This window comes from Paraburkholderia sediminicola (genome assembly GCF_046026675.1).
In the GTDB taxonomy this organism is placed as follows: Bacteria; Pseudomonadota; Gammaproteobacteria; order Burkholderiales; family Burkholderiaceae; genus Paraburkholderia; species Paraburkholderia sediminicola_F.
In genome coordinates, this window is record NZ_JAQQEY010000001.1 from 969,329 (window position 1) to 988,145 (window position 18,817).

An 18,817-nucleotide genomic window follows, 5' to 3' on the forward strand; every position below is an offset into this window, starting at 1 on the left:
TAACACTGGGCTATTCCCGCACCAGCACCACCAGCTTCAGATCCTCGCGATGCGCGGGCTTGAAGGTGATCTGGTCGTAGACGAGGCGGCCGTCGCGCGGATGATTGAATTCTCGCCTGCCGCCTTCGCGGCCGCCGACGTCCTGCGACGCCCAGAAGCGTGCGAAAGCGTCGCTGGCGGCGGTGAGCGAGTCGATCAGCCCGCGGGTGGGGGCGTCGCTCAAATGGCGGATCGAGTCGGCGCGGAATTCGGCGGCGAGGCGCCGCGCGCGCGTTTCCCAGTCGACGATCAGCTCGCGTGCGGCCGGCTCGGTGAAGGTGTAGCGCAGCAGATTGCGGTCGTGCGTGCCGTCCAGCCAGCCGACGAAGAGGTCGGCGGCGCGTTCATTCCAGGCGAGCGCATTCCACTGCCGGTCGAGCACGTAAGCCGGTGCGTTCACGAGCTGTACGGTTTCGAGCAGGGTGGCGGGGGCGTCGGCGGCGGCCGGATCAGGCTCGGCCGGGTCGCGCTGCGCGGCCAGTTCGAACAGGTAGGCCCGCTCGGCGCGCGACAGTTGCAGTGCGACGGCGATCCGCGCCAGCGCGTCGGCGGAGGCGGAGACGGGGCGGCCCTGCTCGATCCACGTGTACCAGGTCGGGCTGACGCCGCACAGCTGCGCGACTTCCTCGCGCCGCAAACCGGGCGTGCGCCGGCGCGGACCGGGCGGCAGGCCGAGCGCTTGCGGCGAGAGCCGTTCGCGATGCGCACGGATGAAATCGCCAAGTGCACGGGCGGGCGTGGCTTCGAGCGGCGGCGGATTGTCGGCGGAGGACGGCGTGGTCATTCTGATCGGGCGGCGCTTGGCGGGGTGGTGTTATTGATACCAGAATAATTGCTTAACTTGTACTGGTACACAGCGGGCTCTATTGTAACGACTGGAACGACGCAGTGCCGTCCAGAGAGACCCGGGCCCAAGCCCGGCGCAACCCCACGTAAATAACCGGAGCCTCCCATGAAGCATCACGATCAGGTCGCCGACGCCTTCGGCTCGACCGCCGCCGCGTATTTGACGAGTCAGACGCATGCCACCGGCGCCGATCTGCAGACGCTGGCGGAATCGATCGCCGCAACTCCGGACGCGAAGGTGCTCGATATGGGCTGCGGCGCAGGTCACGCGAGTTTCGCGGTCGCGCCGCACGCAAAAGAAGTGATCGCGTACGACATCGCGCCGCAAATGCTGGCGACTGTCGACGGCGCGGCCAAAGATCGCGGCCTGACCAACATCCGCACGCAACAGGGCGCGGCCGAAACGCTGCCGTTCGACGATCATTCGTTCGACTGGATCATCAGCCGGATGAGCGCGCATCATTGGCACGACGTGCCGCTTGCATTGGCCGAAGTGCGGCGCGTGTTGAAGCCGGGCGGCAAGGTACTGTTCATCGACATCGCCGGCGCCGATCATCCACTGCTCGACACGCATATTCAGGCAATTGAAGTGTTGCGCGACGGCTCGCACATCCGCGACTACCGCGCGGATGAATGGATTGCATTGTTCGAAGCGGCCGGTTTCAAGGCATCGATTCGCGAGCGTTGGCGCATCGAGATTGAGTTCAGTTCGTGGGTGGCGCGCATGCGCACGCCGGAACCGCGCGTGGTGGCGATTCGCTCGCTGTGGAGCAACTCGCCCGATGAAGTGCGCCAGTATTTCGACGTACAGGAAGACGGCTCGTTCGAGCTCGACGCGCTGATGATCGCGGCTCAGTAAATCCACGCAGTAAGTCGAATTAACCGGGTGGTATGGCCCACCCGGTCAGTGTGGCTTTGATCAGCCCGTATTACGCAGCCCCGCTGCAATCCCGTTGATACTCAAATGAATCCCGCGCCGCACGCGTGCGTTGGTATCGCCCGCGCGGTGACGCTTGAGCAACTCGACCTGCAAGTGATTCAACGGATCGAGATACGGGAAGCGGTTCTTGATCGAACGCGCGAGCAGTGGGTTCTCCGCGAGCCGTTCGCTCTTGCCGGTGATCTCCGACAACACCTTCGACGTCCGCTCCCATTCCGCGACGATCCGCTCGAACACATGCTTGCGCAGCTTCTTGTCGGACACGAGCTGTGCGTAGCGCGAGGCCACCGCGAGGTCGGTCTTCGCCAGCACCATGTCCATGTTGGAGAGCAGGTTCGCGAAGAACGGCCACGTCTTGTGCATTTTCTTGAGCAGCGCAAGACGACGGGTGCGCTCGGCATCGCTCGGTGCGCTGTCCAGATGCGCGGCCACCGCGCTGCCGAAACCGTACCAGCCGGTCAGCAGCAAACGGCATTGGCCCCATGAGAAGCCCCACGGAATCGCGCGCAGATCTTCGATCTTGCGCTGCTTCGGGTCCTGCAATTTGCGCGACGCCGGACGGCTGCCGATGTTCAACTCGGCGATCTCCGAGATCGGCGTCGACTCGAAGAAATACTCCTTGAAGCCCGGCGTTTCGTAGACCAGCGCGCGATACGACGCCATCGCCGCGTCGGACAACTGCTGCATCGTCTCTTCGAAGGCGGGCAATTGCGCGGGCGCAATACCGTGCGGCAACAACGACGCTTCGAGCGTTGCGGCCACCACCGTTTCCAGATTGCGCCGGCCGATTTCCGGATTGCCGAACTTGCTGGCGATCACTTCGCCTTGCTCGGTCAAGCGAATCTGGCCGTCCACGGTGCCCGGCGGCTGCGACAGAATCGCCTGATACGTCGGACCACCGCCACGGCCTACCGTGCCTCCGCGTCCATGGAACAGGCGCAGGGTCACGCCACGTTCATTGAACAGCGACACCAGCGCCAGCTCGGCGCGGTACAGCTCCCAGTTCGACGTCAGGAAGCCGCCGTCCTTGTTGCTGTCCGAATAGCCGAGCATCACTTCCTGCTCGTTGCCCTGATGTTCGATCAGTGCGTCGACACCCGGCAGCGCGATCAGATCGCGCATGATGTGCGGTGCGTTGCGCAAGTCGGGGATCGTTTCGAACAGCGGGATCACCATCAAGCCCGCGCGCGCCGGATCGTGCGCGTCGCCCAGGCGGCCGTGCAGCAGGCCGGTTTCCTTCTGCAGCAACATCACTTCGACCAGATCGCTGACGGTCTCAGTGTGCGAAATGATGTAGTTGCGCACCGCGCGCGCGCCAAACTTCTCGCGTGTGACGCGGGCCTCTTCGAGCACGCCGAGTTCGCTTTTCACGAGATCGGAGTACTCGGCGTAGGGCAGGCGCAACGGGCGCGGCTGCGAAAGTTCGGCGAGCAGCACCTTGAGCTTGTCTTCCTCGGAGAGCGACGCGTAGTCGTCTTCGACGCCCGCGCGCTTCAGCAACTCGGCGATCACTGCTTCATGGATGTCGGAGCTTTGACGCAAGTCGATGCTCGCCAGATGGAAGCCGAACACTTCGGCGGCGCGCGCGAGCGGCGACAGACGGGGTGCCGCGAGCGGCGCGCCATGATGCTCGGCGAGCGAATCGATCAGCACGTGCAGATCGCGCACGAATTCGGCGGAGTCGTCGTACGGCTTGGCGCGTATCGGCGCCGCGCCGCGGCCTGCGCTGCGCACCGGCACGCTGCCTTCACCGAGGCGGACGCGCGCGCTTGCCGCGAGTCGCGTGTACATGCCGATCAAGGCGCGGCGATACGGTTCGTCGGTGCGGTGCGGCGACTGGTCGGGCGAGATGGCCGCGAGTTCTTTCAACGCGTCGCTTGCGCCCGCGAGCAGGTTCGACACCGACAACTCGGCGCCCAACTTGTGCACCTGCTCCATATAGTGTTCGAAGATCACCGCGGCCTGGCGCGTGATCGCGTGTTCGAGCGTTTCGGCCGTGACGTTCGGATTGCCGTCACGATCGCCGCCGATCCAGCTGCCCATCTGGAGGAACGGTGGCAGGCGCGCATCGAGGCCGTGCTCGGCGAGCGCTTCCTCGATGTCGGCGTAGAGCGCCGGAATTTCTTCGAGGAAGGTCGCGCGGTAATACGACAGCGCGTTTTCGATTTCGTCGGCTACCGTCAGGCGCGAATCGCGCAGCATCCGCGTTTGCCAGAGCGACGTGACGCTCGCACGCAGCATCGCCTCGTTATGCGCGCGTTCGCGGTTGGTCAACTGCTGATCGCGTTCGGCCAGGAGGCGCGCGACGTCGTGCTGAGCGTCGAGAATGCTCTTGCGCTGCACCTCGGTAGGGTGTGCGGTCAGGACCGGCACGATCAACGCATCGTTGAAGAACTGCTGCAGGACCGGCGTCGCGGCGGCGCCCGCCTCGACGAGCCGTTCGAGCGCGTGCGACATGGTGCCCGGTTGCGAGGTCGAGCCGGCTAGCGCGTGAATCCGGTGACGGCGATTGCGGTGGCGGTCTTCAGCGATGTTCGCAAGATGCGAAAAGTAGCTGAACGCACGCACCACGCTGACCGTTTGCTCCGGGCTCAGCGAACGCAGTTTCTTGTCGAGCGTTTGCGCGGCGGCACTGTCATCTTCGCGGCGAAAACGCACGGCGGTCTGGCGGATCGTCTCCACGACGTCGAACACTGCGTCGCCTTCCTGTTCGCGCAGCACGTCGCCGAGCAGGCGCCCCAGATAGCGGATGTCCTGGAACAGCGGATGGTCCTTGTCCTCACGCGTGCGGCCGCTGCTTTTCGACGCCGGCACGACCGTATCCGGTGAAACGGCTTGCAGCTTGGGCGCCTGAGTGGCTTCCGGCGCGGCAACGCTTGCGACGGCCTTGATCTTCGGGGACTTCGCTTTGGCCGGTTTCAGCGTCTGGGCGGCGTTCGTGGCTTGCGTTGCCTTACCTGTCCTGATGGCCTTCACTGTCTTGTCCGCCTTGGCGGGCGTGGAGGTTTTGGCGGATTTGGAGGCTTTGGCGACGTTAGCGGCCTGGCTTGCTTTGGCCGCTTTGCCGGCGCGTTTGGCCGGTGTGGACTGGGCAGCCGTTGCGGCGTCAGCCGCTTGAGCGTTGGGCGATGCAGTGTTGCGGCGGGCAGGGCGCGCCGATCCGGAAGACGTCACGATGGGTTTCCTCAGGGAAGCCAGGGTCTGTTGAGTGATGAACTGCTACTGCGGAACTGCACTAAGAGTTGCAACGGGAACTGCGCGAAACCTGGACAAAACGGTATGCGCCGATGGCAATACGCCGGAGAGGGTAGCCGCGTGCGCATTTGCATGAAGCGCACGAGGTGTGAGGTGCATTGCATGCACGACAGCCACGTTGCGCCGCATTGCATCATCCCGCATGCCGCGCCCCGGTGCGCGAACGACCGTGCTTGAACAGGCTGGGATGAGGCAGGCGCGCGCTCTACGAGGCCCGTCTCCTCCATCGATACCGCGCCGGCACGGCGCTCCGCTGTGCCTTGAGACACAAGGGCGCGTGCTAACATTGATTGTTATTACATTCCGTCATTCGATCAGCAAGCTAATGAACACCGAGACGTTTTCTACGCCACCCCACACGCTTGTGATTGCGTCGCGAGAAAGCCGCCTTGCCATGTGGCAGGCGGAGCATGTGCGATGTGCGCTGCACAAATTATATCCATCTTGTGACGTAAAAATCCTCGGAATGACGACACGTGGCGATCAAATTCTTGATCGCACTTTGTCGAAGGTTGGTGGTAAGGGCCTCTTCGTCAAGGAACTGGAAGCGGCGCTGGCCGACGGCCGCGCCGACCTGGCCGTGCACTCGCTCAAAGACGTGCCCATGGAGCTGCCCGCGGGCTTTGTGCTCTCCACCATCATGGAGCGCGAAGATCCGCGCGACGCGCTGGTGTCGAACGAGTACGATTCGCTTGCCGCGCTGCCGGCCGGCGCCGTGGTCGGCACCTCCAGCCTGCGCCGTGAGGCTATGCTGCGCATGCGTTATCCGCACCTCGTGGTGCGGCCGTTGCGCGGCAATCTGGACACCCGTCTGTCGAAACTCGATCGCGGCGACTATGCGGCGATCATTCTGGCGGCGGCTGGTTTGAAGCGTTTGGGTCTGGGCGAGCGCATCCGCGCGAATCTCGATCCCGAAGACAGCTTGCCCGCGGCCGGTCAGGGCGCGCTCGGCATCGAAATTCGCGCCGATCGCGCGGACCTCGCGGCATGGCTCGCACCCTTGCATCACGAACATACGGCAGCGGCCGTCGAAGCGGAGCGGATGGTCTCGCGCGCCCTCGGCGGCAGTTGCGAAGTGCCGCTCGCGGCCTATGCACACTGGCACGACGGCGCGCTGCATCTGCGCGGCATCGTCGCTACGCCTGACGGCCAGCGTGTGTTGAGCGCGCAGGCATCGGCGCCGGCGCCCACCGTCGAACGCGCTATCGCGCTCGGCAAGGAAGTGGCGGACGCGCTCGAGCAGCAAGGTGCGATGGAAATCGTCCGCGCATTGAGCACGGCCAGCGGCCCCGCCGCAGGGTCGGCGGACAGCGCGGCGACCGGCGAGTGATGGCGGCCGATATCCCGGGCAACGCATCCTCATCCGTCGACAAGGCGGCGTTCACGGTCGTGATTACGCGACCGGCCGGTCAGTCGAACGAATTAATCGCGCAACTCGCGGCAGCGGGCGTTGCCGTGCTCGACTTTCCGCTGATCGACATCGCGCCTGTCACAGACGAGGCGTCGTTGCGCGCAGCGCTGGCCTCTCTGGAACGTTATGCACTGGTGGTGTTCGTCTCGCCCAACGCGGTCGATCACGCGTTGGCCAGGAGCGATGCGATCTGGCCGCACGCGCTGCCGATCGGCGTAGTTGGGCCAGGCAGCGTGCAGGCGCTGGCGGGCCACGGCGTCGCGGCGCCGGCGTACACCGTCATCAGCCCGCCGTCCGCACCCGATGACGATACGGCGCGCTTCGATTCCGAAGGCCTGTTCGCGGCGATCGATACCGCGCTCGGCGCGACGAGCCTCGAAGGCAAGCGCGTACTGATCGTGCGCGGCGACGGCGGCCGCGAATGGCTCGCCGACCGCTTGCGCGAAGCGGGCGCCGAAGTCGAAACGGTCGCGGCCTATCGCCGCCTCGTGCCGGAACCGTCGATAGGCGGCTGGGCGCGCGTGCACGCGCTTCTGGCTGGTGCGCCGCACGCCTGGCTGCTCACCAGTTCGGAGGGCGTGCGCAACCTGCATGAACTCGCTCAGGAGCATCTGACCGCCGACGAAATCACGCAGCTGAGGCATGCCAATCTGGTCACGCCGCATCCCCGCATCGCGCAGACCGCGCGGGCATTGGGTTTTGATAGCATTACGGTGTCCGGTGCGGGCGATGAGCGCATTGCCCGCGCCTTGCTTGCCGCCGTCCCGACCGTTGTTCAACCGGTACCGTCCAACCCGGCTCATTCACCGGCTAAATCACGCATGACTGAAACGAACGCATCCACGAACGCTTCACCCCAGCCGGCCGCAACCACTGCGTTGCCGCCGAATTCACCCTTCACGCCCTACGAAGCGCAGCAAAAGCGCCGCAGCGCGAGCGGACCGCTGCTGTGGTTTGTCGTCGTGATCATCGCTTGTGCGGCGGGGGTGGGCGGCTATGCGCTCAATCGCAAGGTGGAGCGCACCGCGCAGCAGATCGCGCAACGCCAGCAGGCCAATGACACGCAGACCAACGACTTGCGCGTCAAGACGGATCAGGCGCTGGCCACGGTGCATCAGTCCGACTCGCAGGTGGCGCAACTCGAGGGCAAGCTCGCTGATGCGCAAACCGCGCAGCAGGCGCTGCAACAGCAATACACCGATCTCGCCCGCAATCGCGACGACTGGACGATGGCCGAAGTGGGCCAGATGCTGTCGGCCGCGAGCCAGCAATTGCAGCTCACCGGCAATACGCAGCTCGCTCTGTTCGCGCTGCAAAGCGCGGACACGCGTCTCGCCGCGTCGGATAGTCCGCAGGCCGTGACCGTGCGCAAGGCGATCGCGCAAGACATCGACAAGCTGAAAGCCGCGCCGTCCACTGATCTGACCGGCATGGCGATCAAGCTCGACAACGCGATCGACCAGGTCGACAGTCTGCCGCTTTCCGGCGAAGCCCCGATTGCCCATGCCACGCCAAAGGCCGCCACCTGGGCCGACACGGCGAAGGTGGCCGCGGCGACCGGCGAGCCGCGCTGGAAAGTGTGGTGGCGTGAAGTCACGACCGGCATTGGCCAGCAGCTCACCAGCCTCGTGCAGGTGCGCCGCATCGATAACGCCGACGCCATGCTGGTCACGCCCGATCAAGGCTACTTCGTACGCGAGAATCTGAAGCTGCGTTTGCTGTCGGCGCGGCTTGCGTTGCTTTCGCGCAACCAGACCACGCTGAAGTCCGACCTGCAGGCGGCGCAGGCTGCGCTCACGCGCTACTTCGACAACACCTCGAAGAAAACGCAGACCGTGGTCGATCTGGTCAAGCAGGTGGATGCGGGCTCGGCCGCGGTTGAACTGCCGACTCTGAACACCAGCCTGCAGGCCGTTAATCAATACCGGAGCCGAGGTTAATCATGGCAATCCGGGGACTTCTATGGCTCGCGCTGTTGTTCGCCATCGCGGTGGTGCTGGCGGTGGTCGGACGCTTCGACATGGGGCAGGTGCTGCTGATCTATCCGCCGTACCGCGTCGACATCTCGCTGAATCTGTTCGTGGTCGGGCTGGTAGTGCTGTTCATCCTGCTGTACGCGCTGCTGCGCATCGTGCGCAACATCTGGCGCATGCCGCAGCGCGTGGCGGCCTACCGGGCGCGCTCGCGTGTCGCGAAAGCGCACGCTGCATTGCGTGACGCGATCGGCAATCTGTACGCCGGGCGTTTCTCGCGCGCTGAAAAAGCCGCGAAAGATTCGCTCACGAATGGCGACAACAAGGGCGCGGCCGGTTTGATCGCGGCCACCGCGGCGCACCGCATGCATGAATATGCGCGGCGCGACGAATGGCTCGCCCAGATCGACGAAGCCGACTGGCAGGACGCTCGCCTGATGGCCACCGCTGACATGCGTGCCGACGGCCGCGACGCAGACGGTGCACTCGCCGCGCTGACCGAAATGCAGTCGCAGGGAGCACGGCGGATTCATGCGCAGCAAATCACGTTGCGCGCGCAACAGCAATTGAAGAACTGGGGCGAAGTGCTCAAGCTCGTCAAGACGCTGGAAAAACGCGAAGCGATCCATCCGGCGGTGGCGGTGCGTTTGCGCCAGCTCGCGGCGGAAAACCTGCTGCGCGACCGGCGTCATAACGTTGATGCGCTGCTGGAGTTGTGGAATTCGCTGTCGGCGACTGAACGTCATTCGCCGCGTCTCGCCGACCTCGCCGCGGAATTGCTGGTGTCGCTGAATCGTCCGCAGGAAGCGCGCAAGATTGTCGAAGAGGCACTGGCGCAGAACTGGGACGCGCGTCTGCTGCGCCGTTATCCGGACACGACTGGGGGCGACGCGTTGCCGCTGATCCAGAAGGCCGAAGGCTGGCAGAAGGATCGCCCGGAAGATGCGGACCTGATGTTCGCGTTGGGCCGTTTGTGCCTGCATCAGCAGTTGTGGGGCAAGGCGCAATCGTTCCTCGAGCGCGCGCTGAAACTGGCCGACAACGAGACGCTGAAAATTCGTTCGCATCGCGCATTGGCGCGGTTGCATGAACAGATCGGCGATTCCGCCAAGGCGAGCGAGCATTATCGCGAGAGTGCGCTGGCGATGAATATCGTTTGATGCGTTGAGCGCTGCGGCGAGCGGTTAAGACGCACCGCAGTACACGCAAATGAAAAAGCCCCGGCGTTGGAAGATGCCGGGGCTTTTTTTTTGAAACGTGGCGCGTTACGCGTAACTCAGGACTTTTGGCGGTGATTGCTGCGTTACGTCGTCCGCGAGATCGTCGGTCAGCCGCGCTTACTTATTGACCATCTTTGCCGGCACACTGATCGCCAGCAGACCGCCGAGGATCATGAACGCCGCCAGCATATACATGCCGGAGTCGTTCGCCGCAGTCGCCTGCTTCAGCCAGCCGACCGCGTACGGGCTGAGAAAACCCGCGAGATTGCCGATCGAATTGATCATCGCGATACCGGCGGCCGCGCCTGTGCCGGCGAGGATCGCCGTCGGCAAACTCCAGAACAGCGGCAGGGTGGTGAGGATGCCCATGGTCGCGAGCGTGAGCGAGGCCATCGCCAGCACCGTGTTGTGCGCCCACACCACGGAGAGCGCGAGGCCGATCGCCCCGGCGAAGGCCGGCAATGCGATATGCCAGCGCCGCTCGCGTTTGCGGTCCGCGCTGCGCGACACGAACACCATCGCGACCACCGCTCCCGCAAATGGAATCGCTGAGAGCAGGCCGATCATGAGCGCGTCCGTCACGCCCGTCGCCTTGATGATGGTCGGTAGCCAGAAACTCACTCCGTACAGACCCATCACGAACGAGAAGTACGTGAGGCTCAGCATCAGCACGCGCCCACTCGTTAGCACCTGACGGATCGGCATGTCGTGCTTGGTGGCATCTTCGGCGGAAATGTGACTCGCGAGCATCTGCTTTTCTTCCTCGGTGAGCCACTTCGCTTTCGAGATGCGGTCGTCCAGCACCACGAACACCAGGATCCCGACGATCACCGATGGGATCCCTTCGAGCAGAAACAGCCATTGCCAGCCGTGCCAGCCGTTCATGCCGTTAAAGCTCTTCAGGATATAGCCCGACACCGGGCCGCCGATCACGCCGGACAGCGCGATTGCGGTCATGAACCAGGTGGTCATGCGGCCTCGACGATGCGACGGATACCAGTACGTGAGGTACAGGATGATGCCGGGGAAGAAGCCGGCTTCGGCGAGACCGAGCAGGAAGCGCATCACGTAGAACATCGCCGGCGTGGTGACGAACATGGTCAGCATCGAGATCACGCCCCACGACACCATGATCCGCGCGATCCACACGCGTGCGCCTACTTTGTGCAGGATCACGTTGCTCGGAATTTCGAAGATGAAATAGCCGATGAAGAAAATCCCCGCGCCGAAACCGTAGACCGCGTCGCTCAAGCCCAGGTCGGTGGTCATCTGCAGCTTGGCGAAGCCGACGTTGACGCGGTCGAGATACGCGACCACGTAGCAGAGCATCAGAAGCGGCGCGAGCCGCCAGCTGACCTTGCGGTAGGTCGCCTCTTCAAACGTGGAAGGTGGCGCCCCCGCGCCGGGATGGTGGAGCGGATTTGCGGGACTAGCCATGGTGTCTCCTTTTTTCTTGTGGAAATGAAGTACCGCCGTCGATCGCGATTCTAGCTGTGCTGGATGGTTTGGCTTGCTTGGCGTTTACACGCAGCGCCCGCCGTCCACTTCGAGGCACACGCCGGTGATGAACTCGGCTTCGTCCGAGGCGAGATAGAGCGCCGCGTTGGCGATATCCTGCGGCGTCGAGAAACGCCCGAGCGGAATGCCGGCGAGAAAGCGCTTGCGATTCTCCGGTGTATCTTCGACACCCATGAATTCGGTCAGCAGCGCCGTCTCGCCCATCACGGGATTCACACAGTTCACCCGAATGCGGTCCGGGCCCAGTTCGACAGCGAGCGATTTGCTGGCGATGATCACCGCGCCCTTGCTGCCGTTGTACCAGATGAGGCCTGGCCTTGGCCGCACACCGGCCGTCGACGCGATATTGATGAAAACGCCGCCGCCTTGCTGGCGGAAATACGGCACGAATTCCTGCACGCTCCAGTAGAGGCTTTTGACGTTCACCGCATAGACGCGATCGAACTCGGCTTCCGTCACGTCGAGCACCGGTTTGTTGCGATGCGTGGTGCCGGCATTGTTGACGACGATCTGCACGCTGCCGAAGTCTTCGAGCGCGGCCTCGCGCAGTTTTTGCCAGTCCTCTCGTTGCGTGACGTTGCCGGCTACCGCGATCGCCTTGCCGCCGGCAAGGGCGATTTCGCTCGCCACGCGCTCGGCCGCGGCGCCGTTCAGATCGTTGACCACCACGTTCGCGCCTTCGCGCGCGTAGGTCTTCGCGATGCCTTCGCCGAAACCCGAGCCGCCACCCGTGACGATGGCTGTTTTACCTGTCAACCGCATGATGTCTCCTTTGCTTGTTGTGGATGATGATGCTTTGACTAACTTCGCAGCGAACTCAACCGCACTAACTCAGCCTGCCTATCCGTGACGAATGGCGATGGTTTTCAACACCGTGAAGCCATACAGCGCTTCGAAACCCTTTTCACGTCCATGGCCGGAATGCTTCACGCCGCCGAACGGTAATTCGACGCCGCCGCCCGCGCCATAGTTGTTGATGAACACCTGGCCGGAGCGCAGGCGCCGCGCGAGGCGCATCTGCCGGGCGCCGTCGCGCGTCCAGATACCCGCGACCAGGCCGTACTGCGTGCCGTTGGCGAGCGAGAGTGCTTCGTCTTCGTCGATGAACGGCATCGCGGCGAGGACAGGGCCGAACACTTCGTCGCGCGCGAGACGGTGGCTTGCGGGCACGTCGCGCAGCAATGTGGGCGCCTGATAGAAGCCGCTTTCGGGCGCTTCGGGGATGACTTCGCCGTGCGCCGCCATCGGGATGCCGTCGTGTTGGGCGTCGGAGAGGAAGTCCCACACGCGCTGTTGCTGCTTCGCATTGATCAGCGGACCGCAATCGAGATCGGCGTGCGACGGTCCGACCCGCAGCGCGTGGAACGCGCTGCTGAGCCGGTCGAGCAAGGGCTCGTAAATCGCCCGGTCGATCAGCACGCGGCTGCCCGCCGAGCAGGTTTGCCCGGCGTTCTGCACGATCGCCGACACCAGCACGGGCAACGCTGCGTCGAGATCCGCGTCGGCGAACACGATTTGAGGTGATTTGCCGCCCAGTTCCAGCGTGACCGGCACGTGGTTCTCCGCGGCCATTTGCGTGACGAGCTTGCCGGTTTCGGGCGAGCCGGTGAAGGAGATGTGATCGATGCCAGGATGACGCGCGAGCGCCGCGCCCGCTTCGTGCCCGTAACCGGTGACGATATTCAGCGCGCCCGCCGGCAACCCCGCCTCGGCCGCCAGTTCGCCGACGCGCAGTACTGAGAGGCACGCGTCTTCCGCCGGTTTGACGACGCAGGCATTGCCGGTGGCGAGTGCCGCGCCGACGCTGCGGCCGAAGATCTGCATCGGGTAGTTCCACGGCACAATGTGGCCGGTCACACCGTGCGGCTCGCGGATCGTCAGCACCGTGTAGCCGGCCTGATAGGGCAGCGTTTCGCCGTGCAGCTTGTCCGCTGCGCCGGCGTAAAACTCGAAATAGCGCGTGAGCGCAGCCGAATCGGCACGCGCCTGTTTGAGCGGCTTGCCGGTGTCGCGGGCTTCGAGTTGGGCGAGTTCCTCCTGATGGGCGGCCACCAGCATCGACAGCCGGTACAGCACGCGGCCGCGTTCGGCGGCGCTCGCTTCGCCCCATGCGCCTTCGAAGGCGCGGCGGGCGGCGTGGACGGCGGCCTCGATATCCGCCGCGGTGCCGCGAGCCAGCCGGGTGAACGGCTGGCCGTCCGAGGGATCGAGCACGGCGATCGTTTCGCCGCCTGACGCAGCGGACCATTCTCCGCCGATGAAATGCCGGGCTTCTTCCATGCATGCTCCTTGAGGTGTCACCCAGCCATGATTCAAGCCGTGATTCAGGCCGAGGTCAGATACGCGGTGTTTCACAAACGAGAGGCACAATCGGGAAACGCCAGATGATTATCGCGCCGATCCAACCAGAGGTGCCATCGGCCGATTGGCTATAATGGCGTATTCCGCACTGTCCGGCCGTAGCGCCTCGGGCTGGCGAGTTTCACGCCGCTCGAGTTCACGCGCCGCACGCCGTGTTCCGAATTCCATCTGATCAGAGAGCGCTCATGAGCTTCAATCACGTCCCCGCAGGCAAAGACCTTCCGCAAGATTTCAACGTCATCATCGAAATCCCGGCGCAAAGCGATCCGGTGAAGTACGAAGCAGACAAGGAAACGGGCCTGCTCCACGTCGACCGTTTCATCAGCACGGGCATGCGTTATCCGGCGAATTACGGCTATATTCCGCAAACGCTGTCGGGCGATGGCGATCCGGTCGACGTGCTGGTGATCACGCCGTTTCCGCTGCTGGCTGGGTCGGTGGTCCGCGCCCGCGCGCTCGGCATGCTGCAAATGACCGACGAATCGGGCGTCGACGCCAAGCTGGTCGCTGTCGCGCATGACAAGGTCTGCCCGATGACCGCTGATCTCAAGTCGATCGACGACGTTCCGGCATACCTGAAGGACCAGATCAAGCACTTCTTCGAGCAATACAAGGCGCTGGAAAAGGGCAAGTGGGTGAAGGTCGAGGGTTGGGCGGGCATCGAAGCCGCTCACAAGGAAATCACCGAAGGCGTGGCGAGCTACAAGAAGTAGAGGGTAATCGCGAAGTGAAAGATTGATTTCGCTTTGCGAACACTTGGTAGGACTTTAAGGGGCAAGCCACAATGGTTTGCCCCTTTGCATTTGTTCGCTGAATTTTGGTGGTGAGACCTGCGCACCGCTGGTTTAAAGATAGAGAAAATTTCTTAAAGGTTTTCCGAGGCGCCCGGCAGGTCGCTGAGACCAATTGCACGTGCTGTGGAAGTTTTCGCGCAAGATTGCGTAGTTCTTTGAATCTGTTGAATTTTGTGTTTTTCCGGATAGAGTTCACCGGGGAAAAGCGGCTTTCGACCGGAGATTGGCAGTGGACAACTCGGGATTTGCGGCAGTTGGCATCATCGTCGAGTCCGAACGCGACCGTCGCGCGCTAGAGTATCTGCGCACTGTCTGCGGTGCCGAAGCTGTCCTGCGCGGGCGCCAATATGCTTTTGTACATAAATCTCCAATGAAAAATCAGGCGTTGCGCCGTTCACGCGGAATGTCATCCTATCGCGTCTACTCGAAGCGAAAGGGAGAAATCGGGTTGCTCGGCACCGTATTCAGCTAGAAGGCGCGCTTTCGACACAATCCTCCACCGATAGCCAGAGCGCACAGGGTCAGCAAACAGAACCCCGCTCCCGCATAGAATGTCGCGCCTGCCCCCAGACGGTCCCACAATTCGCCTGCGACGACGCTCGCCACAAGCATCGCCAGACCGCTCATCAAATTGAAGAAACCGAACGCGGTGCCTTTCAGGTCCGGTGGTGCTGCATGCGCGACCATGGTCGCCAGCAAGCCCTGCGTGAGCCCCATATGCAGGCCCCACAGCGCGACACCCAGCAGTACGACCGGCCAGTGGTTTCCATGCGCAAGTACGACATCCGATGCAATGAGTACCATTAGCCCGATGGCCAGCAGTTTGGTGTGGCTCATCGAATCGGCCAGTCTGCCAAATGGATAAGCTGACGCGGAATACACCAGGTTCATCGCAACCATGACGAGTGGCACCAGCGCCACCGGTACACCACCCTGCATCGCGCGCAATACAAGGAATGCCTCGCTGAATCGTGCGAGCGTGAACACCGCCCCAATGAACACAACCCACCAGTACGGCCGGCTCAGCTTCTTCAGGCTTTCGAGCTTCATCGGGTTGACGCGTTTCGCGTCCGAATGGTGTGCGGGTTCCTTGATGCCAAACACCAGCAACGCCACCGCGATGAGCCCCGGAATCACAGCCACCCAGAATACGAGACGAAAGTTGTCTGCCCACAGCAGCATCAACACGACGGCGAGCAACGGTCCGAGAAACGCGCCGACTGTGTCGAGCGATTGTCGCAAGCCATAGGCGGCGCCACGCAGGTGAGCGGGCGTGATATCAGCTACGAGCGCGTCGCGCGGCGCACCTCGCACGCCTTTCCCGATTCTGTCTGCGACGCGCGCCGTTAAAACGATGCCAGCTGTCGGCGCGAGCGCAAACAACGGTTTGCTCAACGCCCCCATGCCGTATCCGATGACCGCGAGCCATTTCCGGTTGCCAAGGTAGTCGCTGAGCGCGCCGGAGAACATTTTCACGACGGCGCAGTCGCTTCCGCGACGCCTTCAATCAGGCCCACCATCGTCGCGCTCGCGCCCAGACTCGTCACCAGGAACATCGGCAAAAGGCTGTGAATGATTTCCGAAGAGATGTCCATGAACATGCTGACGAAGCCGAGCATCCAGATACCACGTGGGATTTGGCTAAGCGTGCCGGCGCGCGGCGTGGAATTGGTCTGCATCTCGTCTCGATTCCGGAGTTGCCGGGTACAACAGCGGTATAGCCGTGCGCGGGGGCAACGCCATCATAGAGGCGTGCCAATGTCAGGGCGATGTTCCATAGGAACTCAGCGCTTGCTAATAACGCGACGTACGCTCGGCTACCTAAGTAGCGCAACCGAATTTCGTAACCAGGTCGTTCAAATCCACCGCTACGAAAGCCCAAGCCTGCTCGGCAGGCAGGTCACTCCGTTGGGCCGGTCCGTGTTCACACGGCCTGGCGACGACCGCGGTCTCGTTTCGGAAACGATGACGGATGATTGTGACCGCAACCATTTTTAAGCCGAAGTTATCGGTCAAACTCCTTCGTTTGCTCGGCTTCTTCAAACTTCTTGCCCAGACCTGTTGGCACGAGAATCAGAGACCGGTCCGTCGGGTCATAGTTTTCGGCCAACTTGAACGCTTCGGAAATGATTGCTTGCACGTCCTGCCGCAACATGGTCACGTCGAAAGGTAGATTTGCCGCGAATGGGTCCCAGTCGAAGCAGCCAACAACTGCAGACTTCCACGCGTCGGGCGACAACGTCGACGTGAACTGAACCACCCCTTCAAACGCGGTAATCGAATTCATCAGCAAACCGGCTGGAAGTCGTCCGAGTTTTTCATAGCGAGTTGAGAGTACGCGTTTGGCAGCAGCGGCGTTATATCCACAACAGTCGATTGCATCTGCAGCAGGCGTCATTTGACGAGCTTCGAAAGCGTCTCTGAATCCTGCGATACGCATCTCGGTCGCATATTCATCCGCTACACCTCCTAGCAAGACCAACTCGTCTGGCGCCGCGCCCCGTGCTAGCAGCTTTTCAATCAGCACATCCGTAATAGCCTGAGCGCCTTTGCGGTTATCGGTAACGACCGACGGCGCACCGTCTCCTGGCAGGTCCAGATTGATGGAAGGGACGCCTGCAGCCGAACAGAGCGCGTTCAGTGGTGTCGGGTTACGCACGCCGGCGATAAATAGCAGCTCAACCCGCTGCGATAGAAGCGTTTCAGTAACGCTCACCTCGACTGCAGGGTCGCGCTGAGTGCCCACAACGATCGGACAAAGGCCACGGCTACGAGCCTGCTCTTCGAAGGTTTCGGCGAGCCCCGCAAAAAAACGGTTCCGATAATGGGGAAGAACCATACCCACTAGACCCGAGCGCGATAACCGGAGTCCTCGAGCTTTCATGTTGACGTTATACCCAAGCTGGCGGGCGCTTTCGAGTACTCGGTTCGCAGTTTCCTCCTTGATTCGATAGCGGACCCAACTGCCGTTCAGCACCATGCTGACCGTAGCCGTCGAGGAACCTGTCGCCTTTGCGACGTCATAAATCGTGGACTTGCGTCCGGGGTTGCTGCTTGCCATCAACTTGCTCCGAGAGCATTGCGCCGTTATGTCCCGAAAAGGTAGCCGTTTCGCGACAGTACCCAACACCAGGGTTTTTCCGGCTCGACCGATCTGCTAAATAGATTCAGCATACACCGACCCGAATTGCTAAATGGATTTAGCAACTTTAGCAAAATACGAAGTCGGGCCCTTTATCAGTCATTCAGGGCGTCTGCGTGCCCAGGCGTCTACCGGAGGAGACATGTTCAAGAACATCATCCGCACTTTGGGTGCCGGCGCAGTCGCGCTAGCTTTGACGACGAGTTTTGCATCGGCCTCGCCTGACAAGCCCGTAATCGGTATTGTTGTGAAGATTGGGGGCATTCCATGGTTCAACGCCATGGAAGCGGGAATCAAGAAGCGCGCTGACCAGCTCGGCGTCAAGGCATTCATGGTCGGGCCAACGAGCGCTGACCCGGCGCTCCAGGTACGAGCAATCGAGGACTTGATTGCGCAACACGTAGACGTCATCGGCGTCGTGCCGAACGACGCACAGGTTTTGGAACCCGTTCTTCAGCGCGCCAGAGCAGCCGGTATCAAGGTCATTACCCACGAGTCCCCGAAGCAGCAGAACGTGGACTGGGACTTTGAACTGGCCTCGGTCAAGGGGTTTGGCGATGCTTACGGAAAACGCCTCGGCGAGGCGCTGGGCGGGAAAGGTGAATATGCCGTGTTCGTCGGGTCCTTGACCGTACCACTCCATAACGCCTGGGCGGATGCGGCGATCGCCTATATCAAGGCCAACTATCCCGGGATGACGCTCGTCGGGGACCGCTACGGCGTCGCTGAAGACGTCGACGCATCCCGCAAAACTGCGCTTGACCTGATGCGAGCTCATCCCAACTTGAGGGGCATCCTTGCGTTCGGCAGCCAGGGCCCCATTGGGGCAGCTCGCGCGGTCGCGGAGCAGCAGGCCAAAGGAAAGGTCCAGGTTCTTGGACCGTTCTCGCCCGGACAGGGCCGAAAGCTCGTCCATGATGGCGTGCTGAGCGGCGGATACATGTGGAATCCGGAAGTCGCTGGCGAAGTGTTTGTGACCTTGGGCACGATGCTGGCGAAGGGACAGCCGATTAAAGATGGCACAAATATCCCGGGTCTGGGCGTTGTTCACCCCGACGGTCACAACCTGATTGTCGACAACCTGGTGGACCTCAACGCCAAAACCGTTGACGACCTCGCGAAGATGGGCCTCTGACAGCAATCTTTTTGCCGAACGGGTGAGCGCAGTTGTAGCGCTGCTCACCCGGAAGTTAACGGTACGACACATCTGGTCGCCAGCCAGTCACGTGCAAGTACCATCGGAGCGTTTCCATGAGTCAACCAGCTTCCATCAACGTCCTCCTTTCTCAACGAGGTGATGCGCACACGGCATCGGGCG

At 62.5% G+C, this 18,817-nt stretch carries 13 protein-coding genes and 1 pseudogene; 7 read left to right on the top strand and 7 right to left on the bottom strand.

The window, feature by feature from the left end; translation table 11 throughout:
* Window positions 1–10: 10 nt before the first annotated feature.
* Complete coding sequence (locus PQQ86_RS04220) at window positions 11–823, bottom strand: helix-turn-helix transcriptional regulator (protein WP_408265072.1); 813 nt, start codon at window positions 821–823, stop codon at window positions 11–13.
* Between the two features lie 168 nt (window positions 824–991).
* Between PQQ86_RS04220 and PQQ86_RS04225 the strand changes: the two genes are divergently transcribed.
* The gene (locus PQQ86_RS04225; protein ID WP_408265073.1) at window positions 992–1,744 is read left to right on the top strand and encodes a class I SAM-dependent methyltransferase; all 753 of its coding nucleotides are present in this window, start codon (window positions 992–994) and stop codon (window positions 1,742–1,744) included.
* Between the two features lie 60 nt (window positions 1,745–1,804).
* Here PQQ86_RS04225 and ppc read toward each other — a convergent pair whose 3' ends face one another.
* The gene (gene ppc, locus PQQ86_RS04230; protein ID WP_408265074.1) at window positions 1,805–4,999 is read right to left on the bottom strand and encodes a phosphoenolpyruvate carboxylase; all 3,195 of its coding nucleotides are present in this window, start codon (window positions 4,997–4,999) and stop codon (window positions 1,805–1,807) included.
* Between the two features lie 406 nt (window positions 5,000–5,405).
* Between ppc and hemC the strand changes: the two genes are divergently transcribed.
* The 3 genes from hemC to PQQ86_RS04245 are packed head-to-tail and all read left to right on the top strand — an operon-like array spanning window position 5,406 to window position 9,624.
* Window positions 5,406–6,410: a hydroxymethylbilane synthase gene (gene hemC, locus PQQ86_RS04235; RefSeq protein WP_408265075.1), complete on the top strand. Its 1,005-nt coding sequence runs from the start codon at window positions 5,406–5,408 to the stop codon at window positions 6,408–6,410.
* Window positions 6,410–8,431: a fused uroporphyrinogen-III synthase HemD/membrane protein HemX gene (hemDX, locus tag PQQ86_RS04240; protein WP_408265076.1), complete on the top strand. Its 2,022-nt coding sequence runs from the start codon at window positions 6,410–6,412 to the stop codon at window positions 8,429–8,431. The genes hemC and hemDX overlap by 1 nt, the downstream gene beginning before the upstream one ends.
* 2 nt (window positions 8,432–8,433) lie before the next feature.
* Window positions 8,434–9,624, top strand: a complete 1,191-nt coding sequence (locus PQQ86_RS04245) for a heme biosynthesis protein HemY (protein ID WP_408265077.1) — start codon at window positions 8,434–8,436, stop codon at window positions 9,622–9,624.
* Window positions 9,625–9,801: 177 nt separating this feature from the next.
* Here the strand turns inward: PQQ86_RS04245 and PQQ86_RS04250 are convergent, their stop codons facing one another.
* The 3 genes from PQQ86_RS04250 to PQQ86_RS04260 all read right to left on the bottom strand — a co-directional run bounded on the left by PQQ86_RS04250 (window position 9,802) and on the right by PQQ86_RS04260 (window position 13,482).
* A complete protein-coding gene (locus PQQ86_RS04250) occupies window positions 9,802–11,121 on the bottom strand; it encodes an MFS transporter (protein WP_408265078.1) in 1,320 nt (439 codons plus the stop codon).
* An 84-nt stretch (window positions 11,122–11,205) separates the two neighbouring features.
* Window positions 11,206–11,964 (bottom strand): SDR family oxidoreductase, encoded by a 759-nt coding sequence (locus PQQ86_RS04255; RefSeq protein ID WP_408201337.1) that lies wholly within the window; start codon window positions 11,962–11,964, stop codon window positions 11,206–11,208.
* Between the two features lie 78 nt (window positions 11,965–12,042).
* Entirely contained in the window at window positions 12,043–13,482 is a 1,440-nt protein-coding gene (locus PQQ86_RS04260) for an aldehyde dehydrogenase family protein (RefSeq protein ID WP_408265079.1), read from the bottom strand.
* A 266-nt stretch (window positions 13,483–13,748) separates the two neighbouring features.
* Here PQQ86_RS04260 and ppa point away from each other — a divergent pair, with 266 nt between their 5' ends.
* The gene (ppa, locus tag PQQ86_RS04265; RefSeq protein ID WP_408265080.1) at window positions 13,749–14,276 is read left to right on the top strand and encodes an inorganic diphosphatase; all 528 of its coding nucleotides are present in this window, start codon (window positions 13,749–13,751) and stop codon (window positions 14,274–14,276) included.
* A gap of 310 nt (window positions 14,277–14,586) precedes the next feature.
* Complete coding sequence (locus PQQ86_RS04270; protein ID WP_408265081.1) at window positions 14,587–14,829, top strand: hypothetical protein; 243 nt, start codon at window positions 14,587–14,589, stop codon at window positions 14,827–14,829.
* Here PQQ86_RS04270 and PQQ86_RS04275 read toward each other — a convergent pair.
* Together PQQ86_RS04275 and PQQ86_RS04280 are read right to left on the bottom strand one after the other, a co-directional pair.
* Window positions 14,826–16,036: pseudogene (locus tag PQQ86_RS04275) on the bottom strand (MFS transporter). The gene PQQ86_RS04270 and the pseudogene PQQ86_RS04275 overlap by 4 nt on opposite strands.
* Before the next feature lie 326 nt (window positions 16,037–16,362).
* Complete coding sequence (locus PQQ86_RS04280; RefSeq protein ID WP_408265082.1) at window positions 16,363–17,418, bottom strand: LacI family DNA-binding transcriptional regulator; 1,056 nt, start codon at window positions 17,416–17,418, stop codon at window positions 16,363–16,365.
* Between the two features lie 223 nt (window positions 17,419–17,641).
* Between PQQ86_RS04280 and PQQ86_RS04285 the strand changes: the two genes are divergently transcribed.
* Window positions 17,642–18,634, top strand: coding sequence for a substrate-binding domain-containing protein (locus tag PQQ86_RS04285; protein ID WP_408265083.1), 993 nt, complete (start codon window positions 17,642–17,644; stop codon window positions 18,632–18,634).
* The last annotated feature ends 183 nt before the right edge of the window (window positions 18,635–18,817 follow it).